Below are 24,216 nucleotides of genomic sequence, written 5' to 3' on the forward strand. Positions count from 1 at the left end.
CTCGAGCCGGCTCCGGCCCTTTTAGTCATCACATTCGGCAGGCGCCGTTCCCGCGTGGCGCCTCCACGGTGTCAAAATATCGGAGGCTGACCATGACCCTGAACGAACGCGCCGCGAAGCTGCACGCCCTCGCCACCAGACTCTATGTCAGGGATCTGACCCTGCTTGCCGGCCGCCTGCTCATGTCCTTCATCTTCCTGCATGAGGGGGTGACGCTGGCCACTCATTTCGACGGCGCCGCCAAGGCGATGGCCGCGCAAGGCGTTGGGCTACCGCTGTTCGTCGCCACCATCGCGCTGCAACTGGGGGCAGGGCTCTCGGTGGCAACGGGCGTGCTGACGAGGCTGGGGGCGATCGGCCTCGGCCTCTTCTGCCTGGCAACGGCCACACTGTTCCACACCAACTTCGCCAGCCAGAGCGAGCTGCTGAATTTCGAAAAGGATCTGGCGATCGCCGGCGGCATGTTCGTGCTGGCCGTCGCCGGCGCCGGCCGGATCTCGCTGGATTGGCTGCTGGCCCGCACCCTGCGGCAGCGCCAGCGCGATAGGGAAACGGTGGCATTGCTGCTGGCGGTCGAGAACCAGTTTTCCCAGAGGTGAGGCTGCCGGTTTGAGGAGAAGCTGAGGCCGCGACCCGTTCATACGCCCGCCACACGCACTTTGCTGGAACCAGCCTTGATGCTCCGCATTCTATAAGCAGGGACTCAAGGAGGGTGACGTGAAAGCGATATTGGCACTGGTCGGCGGCTTTGTCTTGACCCTTGCGGTCTTCGGTAGCGGGCTTGGCTTTGCCGCCTGGCTGCTCGCCGCCAAGCCCGCGCATGAGGCAAGGCCGACCCTCAGCGTGGCGGAACTGTGGACCAGGGACGCGCGGCCGGTGAACAAGGCGGCGCAAAATCTGCAACGCTTGCCGGCCGACCAGCCCGCTCCGCCCGAGGTCGCCGTCAAGGCGCAGGCACCCGATCCCACCGCGACCGGATCGATCGCGCCGGCGGATGGAGCCGACGCGCTGCCGGCGTCCCATGTCCGGTGGTGCGCCAGCCGTTACCGCTCTTACCATCCCGACGACAACAGCTACATGTCCTACAGCGGGCAGCAGCGCCCCTGCGTCTCACCCTATCTCGATGCCGGCGCCGACCAGGGCGCGCAGCCATCGGCAGCCGTCAGCTATGTCGAGGGCGGTGTCGCCCCGGCGGTCGCCACGACGGCGCTTTCCGCCGACCATGTCGATTCCTGCTTCAGCCGCTACCGCTCCTACCGGCCCGACGACAACAGCTACCAGCCATATTCCGGCGGACCCAGGCGCCAGTGCGAATAGCCGCCGGTGCCGTGTAGGCGTGGCTGAAGGGTGCATCTGGCCATCGCGACGATCACGCAAATTTTTTGGATCGTTAGCATCGGCGCCGCGTTCATGCCTCACATGAGTGGAGGAATGACATGAGCGACGACCGCGACGACAAGATCAGGAACCGCGCCTACGAGATCTGGCAGCGCGAAGGCGGGGCGCATGGCGACCATGAGCGGCACTGGCGCCGGGCCGAGATGGAGATCGACAGGGAAGCCGCCCTGCCGCTGACGGCGGATGACGCGCTGCCGCAAACCGGCGAGATCGCCAGTTCCGACGTTCTGACGGTGGAGGAACTGGCGATCCGCGCGGGCATAACGGGCGAGGAGGCGCAGGAGCTGATCGACCGCCTCGGTACCGACCGCGCCGCGATCGAGCAAGCCGCACGCAGCCTCAAGCCAAAGCGCGGGCGCTGAACGCGCGAGCCTTTCGAAACAACGGGTTGGCGCAACTCGATGACAAGATGATTCATCGAGCCACCCAGCGCAAAACCATGACTGTCGCGAAGCCGGCGCTCTCTTGGAGCGCTATCCCTGGTCATCTCCGACAATGTCGGAACCCTTGGCCGCCTCGGAGGTTCACCCTGTCCCCACCCCAAAGGAGATGCACTCATGGACCACGCCAACCACGTAAGGCTCAGCCGCGCCGAACTGACCCCGGACACGCTTGAAGGCGCGACCATCTACGGTCCCAACGACGAGAAGATCGGCTCCGTCGACCATATGCATGGCAGCAGCCAGGTCGTCATCGACGTCGGCGGCTTCCTCGGCATCGGCGCCAAGCCTGTCGCCGTCGCCGCCAACGAACTCGATTTCATGCGTGACGAGGACGGCGACGTCCATGCCGTGACCAGCTGGACCAAGGACCAGCTGAAAGCCATGCCCGAACACCGCGACTGACAATAGGGAGGGCCCGGCGATCGCCGGGCCCTCCGTCCTTTCCTGGGGAGCGACTGATGATCAGGAAGCTGAAAGACGGGAAATACCGGCTTTATTCAAGGAAGAAGGACGAGAAGACGGGCAAGCGGCGGAATCTGGGGACGTTCGACAGCCGCGAAGCGGCGGAGAAGCACGAAAGGCAAGTGCAGTATTTCAAGCGGCATTGAGGCGATCGCCGTGCATAGCGGTAGACAGAGGCCGAGCTGTAGGCCAACCCGCCTTCTTCGTCCTCCTAAGGGGGCCAGAAAAGCGCGGCGAGGCCTTTCAGCAAATCATACGGAACAAAATATGCGGCCACGCGTTAGGAGCTTCGGCCTGATCCGGCCGTGGGGTCCGCGTGGAGGGGTTTTTGGGCGTATCTCGGTTACCAAAAGAACAACTGGACTCTCGACAAATTCTCAGCGCTCTCAAAGCCTTTCGAAACGGCGATTTCTCCGTCCGTATCGAAAACGTCTATGATGGGCTGAGTGGCGAGATTGCAGACACGTTCAACCAAATCGTCGAACTCAATGACCAAGTGACGCGGGAATTCGCGCGGCTCAGCCGGGTGGTCGGCAAAGACGGGCGCATCAGCGAGCGCGGCCATGTCAGGAACGCCAAAGGTAGCTGGGAATCAAGTGTCCGATCGGTCAACGACTTGATCGAGGACATGGTGCAACCGACCGCCGAGGTGGCCCGGGTCATTGGCGCCGTCGCCAAGGGCGATCTGTCCCAGACCATGATGGTGGAGATCGACGGCAGGCCGCTGCGCGGCGAATTCCTGCGGATCGGCAAGATCGTCAACACGATGGTCGAGCAACTCGCCTCGTTCACTTCGGAGGTGACGCGCGTGGCGCGCGAGGTCGGCACCGAGGGCAAGCTCGGCGGCCAGGCCCGGGTCAAGGGCGTGGCGGGCACCTGGAAGGACTTGACCGACAATGTGAACGCGATGGCGACCAACCTGACGAGCCAGGTGCGCAACATCGCGGAGGTGACCACCGCCGTCGCTTCGGGCGATTTGTCGAAGAAAATCACCGTCGACGTGAAGGGTGAAATCCTGGAGCTGAAGTCGACCATCAACACCATGGTCGACCAGCTCAACTCGTTTGCCGGCGAGGTGACGCGCGTCGCGCGCGAAGTCGGCACCGAGGGAAAGCTCGGCGGCCAAGCCCGCGTCGAGGGCGTGGGTGGCACCTGGAAGGATTTGACGGACAGCGTGAACCTGATGGCCGCCAACTTGACCGGCCAGGTCCGCAATATCGCCGATGTGACGACCGCGGTGGCGCTCGGCGACCTGTCGAAGAAGATCACCGTCGACGTGAAGGGAGAGATTTTGGAGCTGAAGTCCACCATCAATACGATGGTCGACCAGCTCAACTCCTTTGCCGGCGAGGTGACGCGCGTCGCGCGCGAGGTCGGCACGGAGGGAAAGCTCGGCGGCCAGGCGGAAGTCCGTNCCTGGAGCTGAAGTCCACCATCAACACCATGGTCGACCAGCTCAACTCCTTTGCCGGCGAGGTGACGCGCGTCGCGCGCGAGGTCGGCACGGAGGGAAAGCTTGGCGGCCAGGCGCAGGTGCGGGGTGTCGCTGGAACCTGGAAGGATTTGACCGACAACGTCAATTCAATGGCGGCCAACCTGACCGGCCAAGTGCGCAACATCGCCGAAGTGACCACCGCCGTGGCTCTTGGCGATCTGTCGAAGAAGATCACGGTCGACGTGAAGGGCGAGATCCTGGAGCTCAAGAACACCATCAACACGATGGTGGATCAGCTAAATTCCTTCGCCTCGGAAGTGACGCGCGTCGCGCGCGAGGTCGGCACGGAGGGAAAGCTCGGCGGCCAGGCGGAAGTCCGTGGCGTCGGAGGCACCTGGAAAGACCTGACCGACAACGTCAATCTGATGGCCGCCAATCTCACCGGCCAGGTGCGCAACATCGCCGATGTGACGACGGCTGTTGCGCGGGGTGATCTCTCAAAGAAGATCACGGTCGACGTGAAGGGCGAAATCCTCGAGCTCAAGAACACCGTCAACACGATGGTGGACCAGCTCAACTCATTCGCCTCCGAAGTCACCCGCGTTGCCCGCGAAGTGGGCTCGGAGGGAAAACTCGGCGGCCAGGCCCATGTCGAGGGGGTCGGCGGCACCTGGAAGGACCTCACCGATAACGTCAACGCCATGGCCGGCAACCTGACCGTGCAGTTGCGCGATGTCTCCAAGGTCGCGACCGCGATCGCGACCGGCGATCTCACCCAAAAAATCACCGTCGATGCACTAGGAGAGATTCTGCAGATCAAGGACGTCATCAACACGATGGTGGACCAGCTGAACTCCTTCGCATCCGAGGTGACGCGCGTGGCCCGCGAAGTGGGGTCGGACGGCAAGCTTGGCGGCCAGGCACAGGTCCGCGGTGTCGCTGGCACGTGGAAGGACCTGACGGATAATGTCAACGCCATGGCCGCGAATCTGACGGGCCAGGTCCGCAACATCGCGGAAGTGACGACCGCCGTTGCGCTGGGCGACCTGTCGAAAAAGATCACGGTCGACGTTCGCGGCGAAATTCTCGAGCTCAAGGACACCATCAACACGATGGTGGATCAGCTCAATTCTTTCGCCTCGGAAGTGACGCGTGTCGCGCGCGAAGTCGGCACCGAGGGGAAGCTTGGCGGCCAGGCACAGGTGCGCGGCGTCGCCGGCACATGGAAGGACCTGACCGACAACGTCAATTCGATGGCCGAGAATCTGACCGGCCAGGTCCGCAACATCGCCGATGTGACGACAGCGGTGGCGCGCGGCGACCTGTCGAAGAAGATCACCGTCGACGTCAAGGGCGAGATCCTGGAGCTGAAGTCCACCATCAACACCATGGTCGACCAGCTCAACTCCTTTGCCGGCGAGGTGACGCGTGTGGCGCGCGAGGTCGGCACCGAGGGCAAGCTCGGCGGCCAGGCACAGGTCGAGGGCGTGGCGGGCACCTGGAAGGACCTGACCGACAACGTCAACCTCATGGCGACCAACCTGACCAACCAGGTGCGCGGCATCGCCGATGTGGTCACCGCCGTGGCACAGGGCAATCTCAAGCGTAAACTCGCCGTCGATGCCAAGGGCGAGATCGCGTCCCTGGCTGACACCATCAACGGCATGATCGAAACGCTGGCGACCTTCGCCGATCAGGTGACCAACGTCGCCCGCGAGGTCGGCATCGAGGGCAAGCTCGGCGGCCAGGCGAGGGTGCCTGGCGCCGCCGGCCTGTGGCGCGACCTGACCGACAACGTCAATCAGCTGGCGGCGAACCTGACCACACAGGTGCGGGCCATCGCCGAGGTGTCGACCGCGGTCACCAAGGGCGATCTTACCCGTTCCATCAGCGTCCAGGCTTCCGGGGAGGTCGCGGCGCTCAAGGACAACATCAACGAGATGATCCGCAACCTGAAGGATCAAACGCTCAAGAATGCCGAGCAGGATTGGCTGAAGACCAACCTCGCTCGGTTCTCGCGCATGCTGCAGGGCGAGCGCGATCTGGCCACGGTGTCGCGCATGATCATCTCGGAGCTGGCGCCGCTGGTGAACGCACAGTACGGCGTTTTCTACGTGACCAATCGCGACGAGGAAGAATCCTATCTGGAACTGGCCGCGTCCTACGCCGCCGAGGGCAAAGCCAAGATTCGCCAGCGTGTGGACTTCCGGGAAGGCCTGATCGGTCAAAGCGCGGCCGACAAACGGGCGATCATGCTCGACGAGGTTCCGTCGAGCTTCCTGCGCATCAGCTCGGGCCTCGGCGAAGCACCGCCGGCCAGCGCTATCGTTCTGCCTGCATTGTTCGAGGAAGAGGTCAAGGCGGTCATCGAACTCGCTTCTTTCAGCCGCTTCAGCGACACGCATCGCCTGTTCCTCGAGCAATTGATGGAATCGGTCGGCATCGTGCTCAACACGATCGCCGCGACCATGCGCACGGAAGGGCTTCTCAAGCAGTCACAGCTTCTGACGTCCGAACTGCAGTCGCGCCAGACCGAGCTCACCAAGAAACAGGAAGAACTTCACGCCACCAACGAGGAATTGCAGGAGAAGGCCCAGCTTCTCGAGAACGAGAAAAAACAGGTCGAGAACAAGAATCTCGAGATCGAAATGGCCAGACGGGCGCTCGAGGAGAAGGCGGAACAGCTGGCCCTGACGTCCAAGTACAAGTCCGAATTCCTGGCCAATATGAGCCACGAGCTGAGGACGCCGCTGAACTCGCTGCTGATCTTGTCCAACTTGCTCGCGACCAACCAGCAGGGCAACCTGAACGACAAGCAGATCGAGTTCGCTCGCACGATCAACTCGGCGGGCACGGATCTGCTCAGCCTCATCAACGACATACTGGATCTTTCGAAAATCGAATCCGGCACGGTTTCGATCGAGCTCAACGACATGCCGCTCGCACATCTGCGTCAGCATATGGAGCGAACCTTCCGCCAGCTTGCGGCCGATAAGGGGCTTAGGTTTATGATCGAGATCGATCAAATCCTGCCCGAGACGATCCGTACGGACGAAAAACGGCTGCAGCAGATCGTCCTAAACCTTTTGTCCAACGCCTTCAAGTTTACGTCCCAAGGCGACGTGACGCTCAGCATCCATGCCGAGCGGACCGGCCGCGGAAATGGCGCGGCAACACTGCCCAAGGCGCTGGCAATCGCCGTCACCGACACAGGCATCGGCATTCCGGAGGACAAGCAAAAGCTGATCTTCGAGGCATTCCAACAAGCCGACGGCACGACCAGCCGCAAATATGGCGGCACTGGCCTCGGCCTCTCGATCAGCCGGGAAATCGCCCGCCTGCTCGGCGGCGAGTTGCGCGTCGAAAGCCAGCCAGGGACGGGCTCGACCTTCACGCTTGTCATTCCCTTCGATGGCCCGCGCAGCAGCAGTCTTGCACCGCAGATCGAGCTTTCGCCGGCTGCCGTTTCCGTTGCGGCCAGCAGCACGACAGGAACGCCGGAACTCGCCGATGACCGTGATGCGATCGACCCGTCGGACAGGGTGGTGCTGATCGTGGAGGACGACCCCACTTTCGGCGGGCTGCTGCTTGGTCTCGCGCGATCGGCCGGATTGAAAGGCGTGCTCTCCACCGCCGGCTCGGGAACGCTGGCGCTTACACGCAAGCTCATGCCCGATGCGATCACGTTGGATCTGGGCCTTTCGGACATTGACGGCTGGGTCCTTTTCGACCTTTTGCGGCACGATCCGAAGACCAGGAACATACCCATCCACGTTATCTCCGGCGCTGAAGACATCGAGCTTCTCACACGCCGAGGCGCCGCAAGCGTTTCCAGCAAGCCGGTGTCCGCCGGCGAACTCTCGCGTGTCTTCGAGGACATTCAGTCGAGGACACTCAGGACACAACGCAATGTGCTGGTCGCGGATCCGGATCCCGAGCGTCGTCTGGCGCTGGTGGAAGCCATTCGCGACGGCGTCACGTCGGTCACCGCCATAGGCCGCGTCGCGGCTAATGCCGACGGGGATGGTATTGCCGGATATGACGCCGTCGTGTTCGGTTTTGGCCGTTCGGCCAAGGACAACGCCCAGATGCTCGATGAGATCATGTCGCAGTTCGGCGATTTTGTCCCGCGCCTGCTCTTCTTCACGCCCCATCCGGACTCCTTTCAACAGCAGATCGCCTTGCATCCGCCGCTCAGCGATGTTCCGCGTGCCGACAATTTTTCCCAGCTTGGCTTGTTGATGTCCGCGGCCCTTCCAGGCGACAGGCCCGACAAGGAAATCCTTGCTTCCGAACAACTCGACAACGCCGATCTGGCCGGAGCCAAGGTTCTGATCGTCGACGACGACATTCGCAACATCTATTCGCTGACCAGCGTGCTGGAGACCTACGGTATCGAGGTGCGGCATGCCGAGCGGGGACGGGATGGCATAGCCATGCTTGAAGAGGCGCCGAACGTCGATGTCGCCCTGATCGATATCATGATGCCCGAGATGGACGGGTACGAGACAATGCGCCGGATACGCTCCCAGCCGGAAATCGCGCACATTCCGCTGATTTCCGTTACGGCCAAGGCGATGAAAGGAGATCGCCAGAAATGTCTGGACGCCGGCGCGTCCGACTACATCGCCAAGCCAGTCGACCTCGACCTGCTCCTCGCCCTGCTGCGTGTTTGGGTCGGTCGCTCGCGCTCGCGGGCGGGGACATCGCGGGCAGACGGCGACGACCGCAATCTGATCGCGCCCCGGCGGATCTAGCCTATGGCCGCGATGGAAGCAGAAAGCAGCGAACCGTTCGAAAAGCTGGGGCCGGTTCGCGTTCTCGCTGTCGACGACGACGCGCGGAATCTCCTTGCCATAGAGGAGGCACTCGACGGGGTCGGGCAGGTGATTTGCGCTCAGTCGGGCGACGAGGCGCTGCGCTTTCTGCTCAAGGACGACTTCGCCGTCATTCTGCTGGATGTGCTGATGCCCGGTCTCGACGGCTACGAAACCGCTTCCCTGATCCGGAGGCGCGAACGTTCGAACGCCACACCGATCATCTTCCTGACCGCCATCAACAAGGAAGAAGCACATATGTTGCGCGGCTATGACGCCGGCGCGGTGGATTATCTGTTCAAGCCATTCGACCCGTCGATGCTGCGGTCCAAGGTCATGGTCTTCGTCGATCTCTATGAAAAGACGAGGGAAATCGAACGGAACGCGGCCAGGGAGCAGCTGCTGCTTGAGCGAGCGCTGAAGGCGACGTCCGACAAGCTCGACGCCGAGCGGGCGCTGCGGCATTCCGAGGCCCGGCAGGAGACGATCCTCGCTTCGCTGCCGATTTGTTTTCACGCCCGCACGGCCGAGGCGCCATTCGCCGCAACCTATGTTTCCAAGGGGGTCGAGCGGTTGACGGGATTTTCTTCGGACCGGTTCATGGCGGATCCAGATTTCGGCATCAGCCGGGTCCATCCGGCTGATCGGGAGGAAGTGACAAGATCGCTTTCGGCCGCCCACGAGACCGGCTCTTATGCGTGCGAGTTCCGCTGGCGACGCGCCAATGAGGAATACCGGATATTCCTCGACCAGGGAGTGGTTGCCAGGGATGGCGCCGGGCTCGAGCTGCTGGGCACCATGCAGGACATCACCGAGCAGCGCCATCTGGAAAGCCAATTGCTGCAATCGCAACGGCTCGACGCGGTCGGCAAGCTGACCGGCGGACTTGCCCACGACTTCAACAATCTGCTTGCGGCGATCCTCTCCGGGCTGAGCCTGCTCGAAAGGCAAGTGAGCCTCGACGGCAAGGCGGCCCAGGTTCTCGACATGACGCGCCGCTCCGCTTCCCAGGGCAAGGACCTCATCCAGCGGATGCTCGCCTTTTCAAGGCGCCAGGATCTGAAGCCGGTTGCCGTGCGTATGTCGACCCTGGGAGACACGATGACCGGCCTGGTGGCGCCGATCCTGGGCGGCTTGGTGCGCTTCGACTGGCATGTCGGTGAAGATACATGGCCGGTGCATGCGGACCCGGCGCAGCTTGAGCTTGCGTTGATGAACCTGGTCTTCAACGCCCGGGACGCGATGCCTTCCGGCGGGACAATCCGCGTCAAGGCCCACAATCGCAGCGTCGGCCCCACCGGCCAAGGGCTTGCCGCGGGCGACTATGTCAGGCTTGCGGTCGAGGACACCGGGACAGGTATCGCCGCGGATGTCATCAGCAAGGTGATCGAGCCGTTCTTCACGACAAAGCCGATCGGGAAGGGCACGGGTCTGGGCCTCAGCACTGTCTATGGTTTCGCCAAGCAGTCGGGTGGCACGCTCAGGATTGACAGCGAGCTTGGCCACGGCACAACCATGGAGCTCTGGTTGCCGCGTTCACGCGAGGCGCAAGACGTCACCGCTAAAGATGAGCTTGTTTTCGAAGCCAGTGCCGCCAACAATGCCGGCACGGACCTCCCGACGGCGGCCGAGGATGAGTTGCCGACTGTTCTGCTCGTCGACGACAGTCAGTCCCTGCGGGAGTTGACGGCGATGTCGCTGCGGCAATCGGGCTTCGACGTGACGGCGTTTTCGGGCGGCGCCCAGGCCCTTGCCGCCATCGAAAAGGAGCCGGACCGTTTCGACGTAATCGTAACCGACTTCGCCATGCCGCTCATCTCCGGCATCGACGTCATCCGCTTCGCCCGAAGCTTGCGCGCGGATTGGCCGGCACTCATCGTCACGGGCTACGCCGATGCCGAGAAAATCTCGGACCGCCCTGACGACGTGGCATTGATCAGCAAGCCCTTCGAAGATGCCCACCTGGTAGCAGCCATTCGATCAGCTTCGCGCCGCCGCTGATGCGCCTGCTTCGGGAGGAGCCCGCACCTGTCGCCGGTCTCCGCGGGGCTTTAGCAGACCTCCCGATTTCTCGCGCTAGCTGCCGAGTTGCCCTTTGCCGTTAACCATTCGTTAACCATTAACCCCCTAGCGTTTACCTCTCAGTAAGGATTCGCTGGCCGTGACCTTTGCCGCCCCCGTCGAAACAAAATCCATTCGTTTTCGCGCCCGTTCGTTCGTGGCCTTTACGCTCACGCCGGAGGCGCCGATTTCCGCCTGGCTGGAGGGGCTGGATCACTGGATCGGCAATTCGCCAGGGTATTTTGCGGGGCGGCCGGTGGTGCTCGATTTGAACGTACTGAAGCCCGACGTCGCCGACATCGCGCTGCTGGTTGCTTCGCTTGGTGCGCGGGGCATCCGGGTCTACGCGATCGAGCTTGAAGGGGCCTCCCTCGGGCTTGACCTGCCGCCGCTGCTTAGCGCCGCCAAGGAGGCCACTACGGATGGCCTGCTGTCTCAGCCCGGCCGCAAGGGCAAGGCGGAGGCGGCTGATGAAGCCGGCAAGCTGGAAACCGTGTTTTCGGATCGCGGCAGGGATGCCGGCAAGGCCGGCGAAGTCAAAGCCGGCGAAGTCAAGGCGGGCGAAGTCAAAGCCGGGGAAGTCAAGGCAGGCGAAGTCAAAGTCGGGGAAGTCAAGGCAGGCGAGGGCAAGGTCGACGAAGGCAGGGCCGAGGTCGGCAAGGGCAAGGCGGCCAAGGCGGAAGCCGGCGCCATCGAAACGGTCCAGGCCGGCACGCTGATGGTCAAGTCGCCGATCCGCTCGGGCCAGTCGATCTTTCATCCGCATGGCGATGTCATCGTTTTGGGCTCGGTCGCGTCCGGCTCCGAAATCATCGCGGCGGGCTCTATCCATGTGTATGGCACTTTACGCGGCCGCGCCATCGCTGGCTCGCAGGGCAATCGCTCGGCACGCATCTTCTGCCGCAAGAACGAGGCGGAGCTGATTTCGGTCGACGGCTGGTACACCACCGCCGAAGAGATGGAAGGCGTCTCGCGCGGCAAGGCCGTGCAGGCCTTCCTCGAAGGCGACATGCTCGCCGTCGTGCCGCTGAACTAGGCCGGCGCGGTGCTGACGCCCGGCTTCACGGTTCCGGCCCAGACAAGCGCCGAGGCATCGCCGCGCGCAAGCCTCGGACCGGTTTGGGATGGCATGATGGCAGGCTCTGACAACAGCCGTGCGGCACACGGCACAACGAACGACAACAGGCAACGGAGGCTTTTTCCATGGGCAAGGTAGTGGTCGTCACATCGGGCAAGGGGGGCGTCGGCAAGACCACCTCGACGGCCGCGCTGGGTGCCGCGGTCGCCAAGACCGGCAAGAAGGTGGCGCTGGTCGATTTCGACGTCGGCCTGCGCAATCTCGACCTGATCATGGGCGCCGAGCGGCGCGTCGTTTTCGACCTCGTCAACGTCATCCAGGGTCAGGCCAAGCTGTCGCAGGCGCTGATCCGCGACAAGCGCGTCGACACGCTGTTCCTGCTGCCGGCGTCGCAGACGCGCGACAAGGACGCGCTGACCGAGGACGGCGTCGGCGAGGTGATCGACAAGCTGCGTTCGGTTTTCGACTACGTCTTCTGTGACAGCCCGGCCGGCATCGAGCGCGGCGCGCAGCTCGCCATGCGCTTTGCCGACGAGGCCGTCATCGTCACCAATCCGGAAGTGTCGTCGGTGCGCGATTCCGACCGCATCATCGGCCTGCTCGACGCCCGTACCATGCGCGCAGAACAGGGTGAGCAGATCGCCAAGCATGTGCTGGTCACGCGCTATGACGCGGCGCGCGCCGCGCGGGGAGAAATGCTCTCGATCGACGACGTGCTGGAAATCCTGTCGGTGCCGCTGCTCGGCATCATCCCGGAAAGCCAGGATGTGCTGCGCGCCTCCAATCTCGGTTCGCCGGTGACGCTGTCGGAACCGCTCAACAACGCGGCACGCGCCTATCTCGAAGCGGCACGGCGGCTCGAAGGCGAAGATTTGCCGGTGGTGGTGCCCTTCGAACGCAAGGGTTTCCTCGACCGTCTGCTCGGAAGGAGGGCCGCATGAGCATCCTCGACCTCTTCAAGCGGCGCACCAGCGCGCCGGTGGCGCGCGAGCGGCTGCAGGTGCTGCTCGCCTATGAGCGCCGCAGCCGTGGCCAGCCCGACCTCGTCTCCATTCTGCGCGAGGAGATCATGGCTGTGATCGCCAAGCATGTGCAGATCGACCAGGACTATCTCCAGGTCTCAATGGATCGCGGCGAGACCATGTCGACGCTGGAAATCGACATCCAGATCCCCAACAAGAGCGCCGTGCCGCTGGCCATGGCGGGGTAAAACCGTGCGCCTTTTCCTCGCCCCACTCCATGTGGGGCGAGGTGTCCGGATTGCCGGGCCGACACCGCCGGTTTTGGTCCAGATCAGTTCAGCGAAAATCTCGACCTGAAGCCCGCGGCGCTGTTGCGATTGGGATAATCTTGATCCGGTATCGCAACGCTCAGATGGGTGCACAGCGGTTCCCAGCCATCGCCAAGAGCGTGGACCAGCAGCCGCTCCGGTGGCACTTCGGCGTACACCGCACGGACATTGGCCTCGTAGCAGGCAATGGCATGCGCTCGATCGCCCGGCCGGCCGCCGAACACCTGCCTGGCGATCAGGGCAAGGCCCAGCGATTCTTGGTCGACGCTTTGCTCAAGTCCCCTCGCGATCGTTTTTTCAAAACTCTCCCACCAGCTTTCGGCCGAGCGGTAGGTCAGGATCACCCTGGCATTTGGATAGAATTCGATCAGTTCGCGCCAGTAGTACGCCGAAGGCCAGTCCAGACAGGAGACATAGCCCGACAGCAGCTGGTTCCAATCCGGCGCGGCACCTTGGGCCAGCGCACGCCACATCCGTTTCTGCTCCTCGTTGCCGATCACTTCATGCATGTGATGACAGGGGCCGTAGCCGAGAATGGCCAACGCCTCGCGCATCGAATCCGTGCCCGTTCGGCCAAAGCCGGTTCCGATCACCTTGATCGACATCTCCACCCCCTCCCGTTCGACTTGCAAGCGTTTGCTGGCAGCATATCAGGCTGTACACGGAATATGCACGAGAAGCGTTGACACCGCCGCGAACGCTACGGTCTGCGCCAGCCCGGTACTCGGCACTGGCTGTCGCGGCGGTGCAATCCCCAAATGTCTGAAATTTACATTTCCCTAGGGGGGCTTCCCCAGCGGAACCAGCGGATGTAAGGATACAAATTAGCAGTTTGTTAAATATCTGGTTTTGATTGCGTAAGAGGGAGTTCCGTATGAACTTCAAGAGCCTGATCAAGCGTGCTGAAGACGTAGACGATGCACTCCAGGAGTTGCAGGACGATCTGGCGGACGCCCTGGATGCCAGCCTTGACAGCGAATTCGAGGCACCGCCACAGGGCGACGATGTCCCCGCTGACCCGTCAACCGTCTCGCCACCCCAAGCCGATGCGGCGCAAGCGGAGGGCGCGGACAATCCCGAAGATGCGGGCAACGCCGACACCGCCGAAACCACGCCACGACTAACGCCCCATGCCCAGACCCGGCTCGCGGCGTTGAACGCCTTCGAAGGAATGTTCCACGACGCCAGGGATTATCTGGATGAGATCAACGGCAAATTGTCGGAAATCTCGACCTCGCACCATCTGACGCGCGAATTCCTCAACATCCTCCACACCGACATTCTTCGCGCCAATGAGCTGGAACTCGCAAACGCCGGCCTGATCGCCGAGCAAAGAGCGCTGTCGGAAAAGCTGCACGACACGGCGGCGAAGCTGCGCGAGCGTGACAGCACGTGCGAAGTGCTGCAGCAGCGCGAGACAGACCTGGTCCAGGACCGGGACGCGCTTCGCGCAACGCTGGCGGCGGCAAGGCTCGAGCTCGCCGAGATGGGCAATGCCAGCGCCAAACGCGACGCGGAATTCGGCGACATCGCCAACCGGCTGACGGCAAGGACGGTCGAGGCCAACAGGCGCTTGCGCGAGAGCAAGATGCTGCGGGAAAAACATGTCAGCCTGTCGGTCGAACTCGACAAGGTGCTGAAGCGGGAGAGCCAGGCGCGCCACAGGCTGGACGAGCTTTCCGCAATCCACGCCAGCGAAGCGGCGCGCCTTGCCGAACTGATGGCGGCGCTCGGCAAGAGCGAGAAAGAGGAGATCCGGCTGCAGAAGGCGCTCGAGGCCACACAGGCCAAGCTGGCGGAAAAGACCGAAACGGCCAGCCTGATGCAAGGCGACTGGGAAGCCGAACGGGCGCGCGGCCAGACGGAAATGCGCGGATTGCGGTCCGGGATACAAGACCTGGAATCGCGGCTGGAGCGGGCCTCGAACGAGAACAGTGCGGCCGCCGCCGAAATCGCCAGGCTCAAGACCGACCTGGACGATGCAGTGGCCGAAAAGAAAATCGCCGATGAAAGATTGTCCGCGCTCACCGACGAGAACGAAGCGGACAAGCTGAGCCTTTCGAAAGCGAACGCCAATCTTTCGCAACTTGCGCTGCAACAGGCATCGGAGGACATACAAAGGGATGTCCAGCGGCAGGAATGCGAGGATTTGAGGGCCGAAATCGCGTCGCTCAATGCCCGGATCAAGGAATTGCTGCCCTACGAGCGGCTCCACAAGGCCACCAACGGCAAATCGCGCGAGGGCGAGGTGGTGGAGATCGCCGCCGTGGTGGCCGAGAAAGCCCGTGCAACGGGCAGACGTCCCATCCGCAGGAATCTGCGCGCCACGTCGTAGCGCGCTTCGCGGGCCTCGTTGCTTGGCAGTCCCAGCATTGGGCTGCCTTTCGCGATGTGGACGGGCCTGACCCAATCACACCGCCGCGAACACCACCGTCCGCGCCAGCCCGCCGCCCTGGCGGTTCTTCAGCCTCACGGTGCCGCCCGTAGCGCTCCATGATCTCCTCGTCGAGGAATTCGGCGCGCAGCCGCATGCGCGTGATCGGCGTGCGCAGGCCATGGCCGGCGGCGGCCACCAGCCGTATGCGGCTTTCCGTGGCGGTCTTCAGCCTGGACGAGAGCTGGTTCAGCGCGTGCGCCGTGGCCTTGACCTCGGCCGAGCGTCTTGGTGATGGCCTGGATTTCACCATGGCGTCGCCGTTGCGCGGGACCAGGCTGGCGAGGGCCTGCTCCTAATGCCGGTGAACGTGGCATTTTTGGCGATAGCTCGCGCATCGCTTCGCTGATATTGGTGCGTCCAGAGAATTCCTGGATGCAACAGATGACATCGAATTCAGATAAGGCGGAAACGGTCGAGCAGTTGCTGGAGACGCCGGACCTTGCTAGCGCGCTGGAAAGCGAACAGTTCAAGAAGTTCCTCGACCAGGTGCCGATTGCCATCGCCGTTTCGGACCTCAGCGGGCAGGAACGTGTCGTCTACGCCAATCCGGAGTTCGAGAAACTGTCGGGCCTAAAGGCGGCGAGCCTCGCTCAGAGGCATTGGGCGGCACTTTCCGGCATTGGCCTGCACCAGCAGAAGGACCGCGCGCTGTCCGATGCGGTGGTCGACGGGACCGATTTCGTCGGCACGTTCCGGCTCGAGCGAGCCGAGGACAAGCATGCAATCGTAGACGTCTATTCCAACGTCATCGAGGACGACAACGGCAAGGCCTGCTTCCGGCTGGTGGCATTGGTCGACGTCTCGGTCCATGGCGAGACCGAAGATGCGGGCTCGATCGAGGAGCGCGTCCGCGAGAAAGACACGCTGTTGCGGGAATTGCAGCACCGGGTGAAGAACAATCTGCAGATGATCACCGCCCTGATCCGCCTCGAAACGCGCAATGCGACCGAGCCGGACCGGAAACGCTTCGAAAGACTGGCTGGCCGCGTCGACGCCTTGGCCATCCTTTACCAAACGCTATCGGGCGAGGAGCACAAGGAGGAGGTCGATCTCGGCGTCTATTTGAGCCAGATCGCGTCCGCCGTGATGAGCTCGCATGCTGTCGAGGGCATCCGCCTCGACATGAAGGTGGACACCTACCCGGTCTCGATCAACGTTGCCATGCCCACCGGCCTGGTGGTCAACGAACTGCTGACCAACGCGCTCAAGCATGCATTTCGCGGGCGCGACAGCGGGACGATCACGCTGCATAGCGTCGTGAACGGGGATGGCTGCCGGGTCGTCGTCGCCGATGACGGGATCGGGTTGCCGGAAGGCGAGAGCTGGCCCAAACAAGGCAAGCTCGGCGCGCTCATCGCACAATCGCTGACAGAGAACGCCAAGGCTGAGTTCGACGTGACTTCCAGCGCCGACGAAGGCACCCGGGTCACGATCGTATTCAAGCGCTCCGCCGCCGCGGCCTAGAGCAATCCCAGAAAAAGTGTGTAGTGGTTGTCCCGCCCGGTACCGCCGTTGCGGCGGAAATCCCTGAACCGAGGACGGCGGCCGTCTCTGGCCGTGCCCCCATCGAGGTATCCGCCCTGTCTCACGACAGGCAGGCTGGTTCATCCTATTGCAGTGCCGCCGGGCAGGTTTTCGCCTCTGCGCATGGAGGATGAACACAAGTGACATCAATGCCGGTTGCCAGCCGCGAAGCCGCACCCCTGCCGGTCGCCGCGCTGATGGGGGCCATGGTGTCGATCCAGATCGGCGCCACCTTCGCCAAGACGCTGTTTCCGGTGATCGGCGCGCAAGGCACGACGACGCTCAGGCTGGTCATCGGCGCGCTGATGCTGATCGCGGTGCTGCGGCCCTGGCAGGCATGGCCCTCGCGCGCCACCATGCCGTGGCTCGTCGCCTATGGGGTGACGCTGTGCGCGCTCAACCTTCTGTTCTACGCGGCACTTGCCAGGATCCCGCTCGGCGTCGCGGTGGCGCTGGAGTTTTCCGGTCCGCTGCTGGTGGCGACACTGACCTCTCGGCGGGCCAGCGACTTCGCCTGGATCGCGCTTGCCGTCGCCGGCATCGTGCTGTTGTCGCCCTTCATCCACTCGCTAAAGCCGCTCGATCCGATCGGCGTGATGCTGGCGCTGGCGGCCGGCGGGTTCTGGGCGCTCTACATCGTTCTGGCGCAGAAGGCGGGCGCGGAACTCGGCACCCGCACCACCGCCTATGGCATGGCAATCGCCGCCGTGCTGGTGCTGCCCTTTGGCATCGCCGAGGCGGGAAGCGGCCTGCTCGCGCCGTCGATCCTGGTCAGCGCGCTGCTCGTCGGCCTGTTCTCCAGTGCCCTGCCGTTCTTCCTGGAGATGGTGGCGCTGACCCGCATGCCGGCGCGCATCTATGGCACGCTGACCTGCCTCGAGCCGGGGCTTGGCGCGCTGGCCGGGTTCCTGTTCCTGCGGGAAAGCCTTACCACGCCGCAACTGGCCGGCATCGCCGCCGTGATCGTGGCCGCCGCCGGCACCGCGCTAACCTCGAAGCCGCCGGTGCCGTCGCCGGAGTAGGGGTGGACGCCAGGACCGGCCGGCGACGTCAATTTGGCGCGAGCCGGCTGCCTGTTGTCGTCAGAACTTGACGCTGAGGTTTGCCTTGGCGCCGTTGTCGACGCGCCACCGCCGAACTGCCCGGAATAGGACAGGCCGAGCGTGGCATTGGGCGACACTTTCATGTCGATGCCGGCTTCCACTACCGTCGAGCCGGCCTCGTCAACTCGTGTCGGACATCGGCATGCCCTAGCGACTCATTGGCCCTGAAGGCGGAGCGCGCGGTCTCTACCGCCAGCGGGTCAGCGGCTTTACCGCCAGGGCGGTTCCGGCGCGAAACGCTTGCCGATCCAGTCGGTGAAGGCGCGGGTCTTGGCGGCTTTTCCCTTGGCCGAGGGCGTGACGACATAGACGGCGCCTTCATCCGCCAAGGTCCACTCCTCCAGCACAGGCACCAGCCGTCCGTCGGCAAGCTCGCGCCCGACCAGCCAGTCGGTGCTCATCATCAGGCCGAGCCCCTGCACGGCGGCCTCGACCAGCACCTCGGCATCGTCGCTGACCAACGGCCCGGAAACCTCGACTCGCGCGCGCCGGCCCTCGCGGTCGGTCATCTCCCAGGCCGGAAAGGTCTGGAAGCCCGAGAAGCCCAGGCAGGAATGGTCAAGCAGCGCCCGCGGCGTCTCCGGCGTGCCGCTGCGGGCGAGATAGGAGGGAGCCGCGCAGAGCAGCCTGCGTCGCGTCGCCACCTTGCGTGCCACCAGGCGCGAATCCTCCAGGCTGCCCAGCCGCACGGCGACGTCGAAATTCTCGGCGACCAGATCGGTGAAGCGGTTGGAGAATTCGGCCTCGATGCGGACATCGGGAAATTCGGCGAGGAATTGAGGCAGCAGCGGCCCGATCCACATGCGCCCGAACGTGCCGGGCAGCGCCAACCTGAGAACGCCGCGGGGGCGGCCTCCGGCATGCGCGGACGCGACGGCCTCGGCCTCGTCGACGGATGCAAGGATGGCGCGCACGCGCACCAGGAATTCGGCGCCCGCTTCGGTCAGCGAGACGCTGCGCGTCGTGCGCGAGAGCAGCCTCACCCCGAGCCGCGTCTCCAGCGATTGCAGGCGCCGCGACAGGATGGTCGCGTCGCGCCCGACCCGCGCCGCCGCTTTGGTGAAGGAGCGCGCCTCGGCGATGGCCGCGAAGGCAGCCATCTCGGCAAGGGCAGCGGGTTCGTGAGATTGCTGCATAATTCACAGTTCTCAATTGCTCAAAGCAAAGATTATCCAGAGATAGCGCAACAAATAGGTTCACTCAATCCATCAATCGTCCCAACGGAGTGAAATCATGAAAGCCATCGAACTCAGCCAGCCCAGGCTGGACGCCTTCCGCGCCGCCACCGTTGCAACCCCCGAACCGCAGCGCGGAGAGGTGCTGATCCGCCAGCGTGCGGCGAGCCTCAATTTCGTCGATGTGGCGGTGGCAAACGGCAATTATCCTGGACCGAGCTTTCCGCTCATCCCTGTCGCCGACGGCGCCGGCGAGATCGTGGCGCTGGGCGAGGACGTTGCGAAATTCGCTATCGGCGATCGCGTCGTCGCGCATGCCAAGCCGCGCTGGATCGGTGGGCCGCCGCGGCCTTACGAGATGAGGCAGATGCGCGGCATTTCGCTGCCGGGGTCACTGGCCGAATATGTCGCGTTGCCGGCCAATTCGCTTGTGCCGGTGCCGGCGCATCTTTCCTTCGAGGCGGCGTCGACTCTGCCCATCTGCGGCACCACCGCCTGGAACGCCATCCGCGCCGCCGATGTCGGGCCGGGCTCGTTTGTCGTGCTGCTTGGCACCGGCGGCGTCTCGATCTTCACCCTGCAGCTTGCCAAAGCCGTCGGCGCGACCGTCATCATCACCTCGTCGTCGGACGAAAAGCTGGAGCGAGCGAAGGCCCTTGGCGCCGATCATCTCATCAACTACCGCGCGACGCCCGACTGGGACGGCAAGGTGCTGGAGCTGACCGGCGGCCTCGGCGCCGACCTTGTCGTCGAGACCGGGGGCAGCGCCACCTTCGCCCGCGCCGTCAACGCCACCGCGCCCGGCGGCACGCTGTTCACCATCGGCTTCGTCACCGGTGCCGAAGCCACGATCAATCTGCTGCCGATCATCATCAAGGCGCTGAAGGTGGTCGGCAACAACACCGGATCCGTGTCCGATCTTCTCGACGCCGCGCGCGCCGTCGGCGCAGCCCGGATCGAGCCAGTGGTCGACAAGGTGTTTTCACCTCATGAAGCCACTGAAGCCTACGCCCACATGGCCGCCGGCGGCCTGCATTTCGGCAAGCTGGTGTTCGGGCTGGAGTGGTGATCGGCGCAGGCGCCATTTCTTCAACGTTGAAATTCGCGAAACCGTCGCAACGTGCAATCTCCCCCTCCAAGGGGAGATTGGCAGCCTCACCGTTAAATTAGCTTCTCCAGCGTGATCGGCAGGTCGCGTATCCGCTTTCCCGTCGCATGGAACACCGCGTTGGCGATGGCCGGCGCCATGCCGACGATCGCAAGTTCGCCGACGCCCTTGCCGCCGAGCACCGAGGAGTGCGGGTCGGGAATCCCCACCGAGATCACCTCGATGTCGGGGACGTCGGCGTTGGTCGGGACGAGATAGTCGGCGAGGTTGTTGTTGACGATGCGGCCGTGGCGGCGGTCGACGATGCCTTCTTCGAGCAACGCCTGGCCGATGCCCATGATGATGCCGCCCTTCCACTGGCTCTCGGCCAGCTTCGGATTGTAGAGGCGGCCTGAATCCAGCGCCGACACCACCCGCGACACACGCACCGTGCCGAAATCCTCGTCGACGCGCACCTCGACGAAATGGGCGCACCAGGAGTGGCGGGAATAGTCGCCCTCGGTGTGCGGCAGCGCCATGGCGATGGTGGTGTAGTTCCTATAGCGATCATCCGCTGTCGAATTGGCCGGCATGGTGTCGCCCGTCGCTTCGATGCGGTCGCGGCCGACGCTTTTCAGCAATTCGGCGATCGAGACGTCGGGGCCGTCGCCGCGCGGCGTGGCGATGCGGCCTTTGGCGACGACCAAAGTGTTGGCCTGCAGCGCGTTGAAGGGCGAGCGCGGATCGCTGATCGCCAGGCCGACCAGTTGGTCGAGCGCCGAGGTCGCGGCCTTGTGGACGGCGCCCGTCATCACGCCGGCCAGCCGCGAGCCGCCGGCGACGCCGGCGCGGGGGAAGTGCGAATCGCCAAGCTTCACCACCACGTCGTCGGCCGCAACGCCGACCGTTTCGGCGGCGGTCTGCGCCAAGATCGTGTAGGTGCCCTGGCCATGTCGATCGAGGAGCTTTCGACCTCGACCGAACCGTCGGCCAAGATGCGCACGATGGCCTCGCCATAGGCGCGCCGCACCGGATAAGTCCCGGCGGCCACGCCCCAGCCGACCAGATGGTTGCCGTCGCGCATCGAGCGTGGCTCAGGCGTGCGCCTGGCCCAGCCGAAGCGTTCGGCACCCGCCGCGAAAGCCTCGCGCAACTGCCGGGTCGACCAGGCTTTTTTCGCGTGCGGATCCTGTTCGGCGTAGTTGCGCAGCCGGATTTCCAGCGGATCGATGCCGACCTCGTAGGCGAGCTCGTCGATGGCGCTTTCGATGCCGAAGGCCGACGGGTTTTCGCCCGGGGCGCGCATAGCGCCCGGCACCACCGAATTCACTCGCACGACGTTCTGTTTCGAGGAGAAGTTTGGCGTCGCGTACATGATCGAGGTGACCGAGCCCAGCGGCTCGACCCACATGCCGTCGATGGAGGTTTCGTTGACGCCGCGATGCACGATCGACTGGATTTTTCCGTCGTGGTCGGCGCCGATCGTCACCGTCTGCCGCGTCGCGGCGCGGCCGCCATAGCCGGTGAAGGTCTGCGGCCGCGTCATTACCAGCCGCACCGGCCGGCCGAGCATTTTCGCGGCACTTGCGGCAATCGCGCCATGGCTCAGCGCCAGCGCCTTGGAGCCGAAGCCGCCACCGATATAGGGCGACACCAGCCGCACATTCTCGAACGGCACGCCGAACCATTCGGCATAGGTGCGCGCCATGCCGTCCAGCCATTGGCTCGGCTCCCATACGGTGAGATGGTCGCCCTCCCAGCGGGCGATCAGGCCATGCGGTTCCATAGGCGCCTGGTATTCGCGCGGTGTGTTGTAGGCGGCGCAGACGCGCACCGGAGCGGAGGCGAAGGCGGCGGCCGCGTCGCCCCATTCCTTGGTCATGGCATCGACCGGGATGCCGTCGCCGGCCTTGCCGTCGCTGAGGTCGACGATGGCCGGCGTCTCATCATAGCTGACCTTGACCATCGCCGCGGCGGCCACGGCCTGCTCGAAGGTCTCGGCGACCACGGCGGCGACGTGCTGGCCCGAGAAGGTGACGTCGCGCGCCAGCGGGCAATACGGATTGTCCGGCGGCGGCGTGCCGAACCAGTCCGAGGCGGTTTTCAGGCTGATGATGGTGTCTGGTGTCAACACCTTGAGGACGCCCGGCGCATTCTCGGCCTCCGCCGTCTCGATGGCGCGCACCTTGCCGGATGCGATGGTGCTTTCGACCAGCACGGCATAGGCGAGCCCTTCGAGCTGCTGCTCGACCGCGTATCTCGCCGCACCCGTGATCTTGGCCGGGCCGTCGACGCGCGACAGCCGGCCGCCGACGGTCTCCACCTGCGCGCCGTCGGACGCGTCGCCATGTCTTCCGACGTAAACAGTGCTTGCGATGTGAACGGTCATGCCGCTTCTCCCAATTTGAGGATGGCGCGTGCGACGACGCGCGGCGCGAGTTCGACCTTGTAGCGGTTGGCGCCATGGTCGACCGCGCCTTCGACGGCGAGCAGGCTGGCCGTGCGAACGGCTTCCGGCTCGAGCACCTTGCCTTTCAGCGCGGCTTCCACGGCTCGCGCCCGCCAGGGTTTGGTGGCGACGCCACCGAGCGCCACGCGCAGGTTGCGGATGGTGCGCCCGTCGGCCTCCAGTTCGAGCCCGACGGCGGCACTGGCCGCGGCGAACTCATAGGACTGCCGGTCGCGGATCTTCAGATAGGTCGAACGGCGGGCGACGGCGGAAGAAGGGATTTCGATAGCGGTGATCATCTCGCCCGGCTCGATCGCGTGTTCCCTGTCGGGCGTCGTGCCTGGCAGCAGGAAAAAGTCCTCCACCGGCACGCGCCGTTCGCCGAGATGGACCGTTGCGTCGAAGGCGACGAGCGCGGTGGCGAGGTCTCCGGGATACATGGCGATGCAAGCCTCGCTGGTGCCAAGCACGGCATGGCCCCTGGTGACGCCGCCGATCGCCGAACAGCCGCTGCCTGGTTCGCGCTTGTTGCAGGCGGCAAAGTTCGCGGGATCGCGGAAATAGGGGCAGCGCGTGCGCTGCATCAGATTGCCGCCGATCGTCGCCATGTTGCGGATCTGCGCCGAGGCTGCCTGCCAGAGCGCTTCGGAGATGGCGGGGAAGCGGCTCTTGATGTCCGCGTGGTCGGCGACATGGCCCATCCTGGCGAGCGCGCCGATGACGACGCCGCGCTCGTCGACCTCGATCTGGTCGAACCCGTTGAGATGGGTGATATCGACCAGCGTGTCGGGCTCGGCGACGCCGCACTTGGCGAGGTCGATCAGCGTGGTGCCGCCTGCCAGAAGCATGGCGCCGGGGAGCGCGGCCGCCTGGCGGGCGGCGTCAGCCGAGGTGGCGCGAAAATAGGAAAAATCCCTCATGACGCGGCCTCCAGCGCTGCCTGGCGCACGGCGGCGACAATGTGCGGATAGGCGCCGCAGCGGCAGAGATTGCCGGCCATGTATTCGCGGATCTCCTCGTCCGACCCGGCGTGGCCCTCGCGGATGCAGGCCACCGCCGACATGATCTGGCCTGGCGTGCAATAGCCGCACTGGAAGGCGTCCTGCTCGAGGAAGGCAGCCTGCACGGGATGCAGTTCGCCCTCCCGTGCAAGCCCCTCTATGGTGGCGATGGCGCGGCCCTCGGCTTGCGCGGCCAGCGTCAGGCAGGCCAGCACGCGCTCGCCGTCGACATGGACGGTGCAGGCGCCGCACTGGCCGTGGTCGCAGCCCTTCTTGGTGCCGGTCAGGCCGAGCCTGTCACGCAAGGCGTCGAGCAGCGTGACACGCGGCTCGAGTTCCAGCGTGTGATGCTGGCCGTTGATATCGAGATGGACGGGAATTGTGGTCTTGCTCGTCATGGGCGTCTGGCTCCAGTTGCTTGACGCTGTGGAATGAACTCGACTGGGGCAGGGCGG

Annotated in this window: 20 protein-coding genes and 2 pseudogenes; 15 read left to right on the forward strand and 7 right to left on the reverse strand. The window is 64.3% G+C overall.

What is annotated here, in order from left to right; translation table 11 throughout:
* Positions 1-92 precede the first annotated feature (92 nt).
* The 5 genes from X739_RS142215 to X739_RS1000000169505 all read left to right on the forward strand — a co-directional run bounded on the left by X739_RS142215 (position 93) and on the right by X739_RS1000000169505 (position 2,449).
* Complete coding sequence (locus X739_RS142215; RefSeq protein ID WP_023784419.1) at positions 93-599, forward strand: DoxX family protein; 507 nt, start codon at positions 93-95, stop codon at positions 597-599.
* Positions 600-717: 118 nt separating this feature from the next.
* Positions 718-1,317, forward strand: a complete 600-nt coding sequence (locus tag X739_RS142210; RefSeq protein WP_023784420.1) for a BA14K family protein — start codon at positions 718-720, stop codon at positions 1,315-1,317.
* 119 nt (positions 1,318-1,436) lie between these two features.
* Complete coding sequence (locus tag X739_RS142205) at positions 1,437-1,760, forward strand: DUF2934 domain-containing protein (protein ID WP_023774834.1); 324 nt, start codon at positions 1,437-1,439, stop codon at positions 1,758-1,760.
* 195 nt (positions 1,761-1,955) lie between these two features.
* Positions 1,956-2,243: a hypothetical protein gene (locus X739_RS142200; protein WP_015316916.1), complete on the forward strand. Its 288-nt coding sequence runs from the start codon at positions 1,956-1,958 to the stop codon at positions 2,241-2,243.
* A gap of 56 nt (positions 2,244-2,299) precedes the next feature.
* A complete protein-coding gene (locus X739_RS1000000169505; protein WP_023774835.1) occupies positions 2,300-2,449 on the forward strand; it encodes a hypothetical protein in 150 nt (49 codons plus the stop codon).
* A gap of 197 nt (positions 2,450-2,646) precedes the next feature.
* Here the strand turns inward: X739_RS1000000169505 and X739_RS1000000170695 are convergent, their stop codons facing one another.
* A complete protein-coding gene (locus X739_RS1000000170695) occupies positions 2,647-2,868 on the reverse strand; it encodes a hypothetical protein (RefSeq protein WP_023774836.1) in 222 nt (73 codons plus the stop codon).
* A gap of 63 nt (positions 2,869-2,931) precedes the next feature.
* Between X739_RS1000000170695 and X739_RS1000000169510 the strand changes: the two genes are divergently transcribed.
* From X739_RS1000000169510 to minE, 6 genes are all read left to right on the forward strand, one after another.
* The gene (locus X739_RS1000000169510) at positions 2,932-3,729 is read left to right on the forward strand and encodes a HAMP domain-containing protein (RefSeq protein WP_245273932.1); all 798 of its coding nucleotides are present in this window, start codon (positions 2,932-2,934) and stop codon (positions 3,727-3,729) included.
* A gap of 17 nt (positions 3,730-3,746) precedes the next feature.
* Positions 3,747-8,495 carry a HAMP domain-containing protein gene (locus X739_RS05775; RefSeq protein WP_023795630.1) on the forward strand — a complete coding sequence of 1,583 codons (4,749 nt, stop codon included), beginning with the start codon at positions 3,747-3,749 and terminating at the stop codon, positions 8,493-8,495.
* A 3-nt stretch (positions 8,496-8,498) separates the two neighbouring features.
* Entirely contained in the window at positions 8,499-10,556 is a 2,058-nt protein-coding gene (locus tag X739_RS142195) for a response regulator (RefSeq protein WP_023795631.1), read from the forward strand.
* A 160-nt stretch (positions 10,557-10,716) separates the two neighbouring features.
* Positions 10,717-11,652, forward strand: coding sequence for a septum site-determining protein MinC (gene minC, locus X739_RS142190; protein WP_023795632.1), 936 nt, complete (start codon positions 10,717-10,719; stop codon positions 11,650-11,652).
* A gap of 167 nt (positions 11,653-11,819) precedes the next feature.
* Positions 11,820-12,635 (forward strand): septum site-determining protein MinD, encoded by an 816-nt coding sequence (gene minD, locus X739_RS142185; protein ID WP_023774841.1) that lies wholly within the window; start codon positions 11,820-11,822, stop codon positions 12,633-12,635.
* Positions 12,632-12,904 (forward strand): cell division topological specificity factor MinE, encoded by a 273-nt coding sequence (gene minE / locus X739_RS142180; RefSeq protein ID WP_023774842.1) that lies wholly within the window; start codon positions 12,632-12,634, stop codon positions 12,902-12,904. The genes minD and minE overlap by 4 nt, the downstream gene beginning before the upstream one ends.
* 83 nt (positions 12,905-12,987) lie before the next feature.
* On the opposite strand, the gene X739_RS142175 is transcribed toward minE, so the two are convergent.
* Positions 12,988-13,590 carry a sulfotransferase family protein gene (locus tag X739_RS142175; RefSeq protein WP_023774843.1) on the reverse strand — a complete coding sequence of 201 codons (603 nt, stop codon included), beginning with the start codon at positions 13,588-13,590 and terminating at the stop codon, positions 12,988-12,990.
* A 269-nt stretch (positions 13,591-13,859) separates the two neighbouring features.
* Here X739_RS142175 and X739_RS142170 point away from each other — a divergent pair, with 269 nt between their 5' ends.
* On the forward strand, positions 13,860-15,320 hold the full coding sequence (locus X739_RS142170; protein ID WP_023795634.1) for a hypothetical protein: 1,461 nt from the start codon (positions 13,860-13,862) through the stop codon (positions 15,318-15,320).
* A gap of 163 nt (positions 15,321-15,483) precedes the next feature.
* Here X739_RS142170 and X739_RS1000000170700 read toward each other — a convergent pair.
* Positions 15,484-15,642, reverse strand: a pseudogene (locus X739_RS1000000170700) (two-component sensor histidine kinase); the annotation flags it as partial.
* A gap of 161 nt (positions 15,643-15,803) precedes the next feature.
* On the opposite strand from X739_RS1000000170700, the gene X739_RS142160 reads away from it, so the two are divergent.
* On the forward strand, positions 15,804-16,886 hold the full coding sequence (locus X739_RS142160; protein WP_023795636.1) for a histidine kinase dimerization/phosphoacceptor domain -containing protein: 1,083 nt from the start codon (positions 15,804-15,806) through the stop codon (positions 16,884-16,886).
* A 200-nt stretch (positions 16,887-17,086) separates the two neighbouring features.
* The gene (locus X739_RS142155; RefSeq protein WP_032924407.1) at positions 17,087-17,968 is read left to right on the forward strand and encodes a DMT family transporter; all 882 of its coding nucleotides are present in this window, start codon (positions 17,087-17,089) and stop codon (positions 17,966-17,968) included.
* A 290-nt stretch (positions 17,969-18,258) separates the two neighbouring features.
* Here X739_RS142155 and X739_RS142150 read toward each other — a convergent pair whose 3' ends face one another.
* A complete protein-coding gene (locus tag X739_RS142150) occupies positions 18,259-19,185 on the reverse strand; it encodes a LysR family transcriptional regulator (RefSeq protein ID WP_023795638.1) in 927 nt (308 codons plus the stop codon).
* Between the two features lie 97 nt (positions 19,186-19,282).
* Between X739_RS142150 and X739_RS142145 the strand changes: the two genes are divergently transcribed.
* Complete coding sequence (locus tag X739_RS142145; protein ID WP_023795639.1) at positions 19,283-20,293, forward strand: NAD(P)-dependent alcohol dehydrogenase; 1,011 nt, start codon at positions 19,283-19,285, stop codon at positions 20,291-20,293.
* 92 nt (positions 20,294-20,385) lie between these two features.
* Here X739_RS142145 and X739_RS01000000166470 read toward each other — a convergent pair.
* From X739_RS01000000166470 to X739_RS142135, 3 genes and pseudogenes are all read right to left on the reverse strand, one after another.
* Positions 20,386-22,700, reverse strand: a pseudogene (locus X739_RS01000000166470) (xanthine dehydrogenase family protein molybdopterin-binding subunit).
* Complete coding sequence (locus X739_RS142140; protein WP_023795642.1) at positions 22,697-23,680, reverse strand: xanthine dehydrogenase family protein subunit M; 984 nt, start codon at positions 23,678-23,680, stop codon at positions 22,697-22,699. The pseudogene X739_RS01000000166470 and the gene X739_RS142140 overlap by 4 nt, the downstream one beginning before the upstream one ends.
* The gene (locus X739_RS142135; RefSeq protein WP_023795643.1) at positions 23,677-24,159 is read right to left on the reverse strand and encodes a (2Fe-2S)-binding protein; all 483 of its coding nucleotides are present in this window, start codon (positions 24,157-24,159) and stop codon (positions 23,677-23,679) included. The genes X739_RS142140 and X739_RS142135 overlap by 4 nt, the downstream gene beginning before the upstream one ends.
* Between the last annotated feature and the right edge of the window lie 57 nt (positions 24,160-24,216).

This window comes from Mesorhizobium sp. LNHC209A00 (assembly GCF_000502915.1).
In the GTDB taxonomy this organism is placed as follows: Bacteria; Pseudomonadota; Alphaproteobacteria; order Rhizobiales; family Rhizobiaceae; genus Mesorhizobium.

What these genes read in the sequence shown, in the direction of transcription:
- X739_RS142215 (WP_023784419.1), top strand. Translation starts at nt 93, where the DNA reads ATGACCCTGAACGAACGCGCCGCGAAGCTGCACGCCCTCGCCACCAGA.
- X739_RS142205 (WP_023774834.1), top strand. Translation starts at nt 1,437, where the DNA reads ATGAGCGACGACCGCGACGACAAGATCAGGAACCGCGCCTACGAGATC.
- X739_RS142200 (WP_015316916.1), top strand. Translation starts at nt 1,956, where the DNA reads ATGGACCACGCCAACCACGTAAGGCTCAGCCGCGCCGAACTGACCCCG.
- X739_RS1000000169505 (WP_023774835.1), top strand. Translation starts at nt 2,300, where the DNA reads ATGATCAGGAAGCTGAAAGACGGGAAATACCGGCTTTATTCAAGGAAG.
- X739_RS1000000170695 (WP_023774836.1), bottom strand. Translation starts at nt 2,868, where the DNA reads ATGGCCGCGCTCGCTGATGCGCCCGTCTTTGCCGACCACCCGGCTGAG.
- X739_RS05775 (WP_023795630.1), top strand. Translation starts at nt 3,747, where the DNA reads ATGGTCGACCAGCTCAACTCCTTTGCCGGCGAGGTGACGCGCGTCGCG.
- X739_RS142195 (WP_023795631.1), top strand. Translation starts at nt 8,499, where the DNA reads ATGGCCGCGATGGAAGCAGAAAGCAGCGAACCGTTCGAAAAGCTGGGG.
- minD (WP_023774841.1), top strand. Translation starts at nt 11,820, where the DNA reads ATGGGCAAGGTAGTGGTCGTCACATCGGGCAAGGGGGGCGTCGGCAAG.
- minE (WP_023774842.1), top strand. Translation starts at nt 12,632, where the DNA reads ATGAGCATCCTCGACCTCTTCAAGCGGCGCACCAGCGCGCCGGTGGCG.
- X739_RS142175 (WP_023774843.1), bottom strand. Translation starts at nt 13,590, where the DNA reads ATGTCGATCAAGGTGATCGGAACCGGCTTTGGCCGAACGGGCACGGAT.
- X739_RS142170 (WP_023795634.1), top strand. Translation starts at nt 13,860, where the DNA reads ATGAACTTCAAGAGCCTGATCAAGCGTGCTGAAGACGTAGACGATGCA.
- X739_RS142160 (WP_023795636.1), top strand. Translation starts at nt 15,804, where the DNA reads ATGACATCGAATTCAGATAAGGCGGAAACGGTCGAGCAGTTGCTGGAG.
- X739_RS142150 (WP_023795638.1), bottom strand. Translation starts at nt 19,185, where the DNA reads ATGCAGCAATCTCACGAACCCGCTGCCCTTGCCGAGATGGCTGCCTTC.
- X739_RS142145 (WP_023795639.1), top strand. Translation starts at nt 19,283, where the DNA reads ATGAAAGCCATCGAACTCAGCCAGCCCAGGCTGGACGCCTTCCGCGCC.
- X739_RS142140 (WP_023795642.1), bottom strand. Translation starts at nt 23,680, where the DNA reads ATGAGGGATTTTTCCTATTTTCGCGCCACCTCGGCTGACGCCGCCCGC.
- X739_RS142135 (WP_023795643.1), bottom strand. Translation starts at nt 24,159, where the DNA reads ATGACGAGCAAGACCACAATTCCCGTCCATCTCGATATCAACGGCCAG.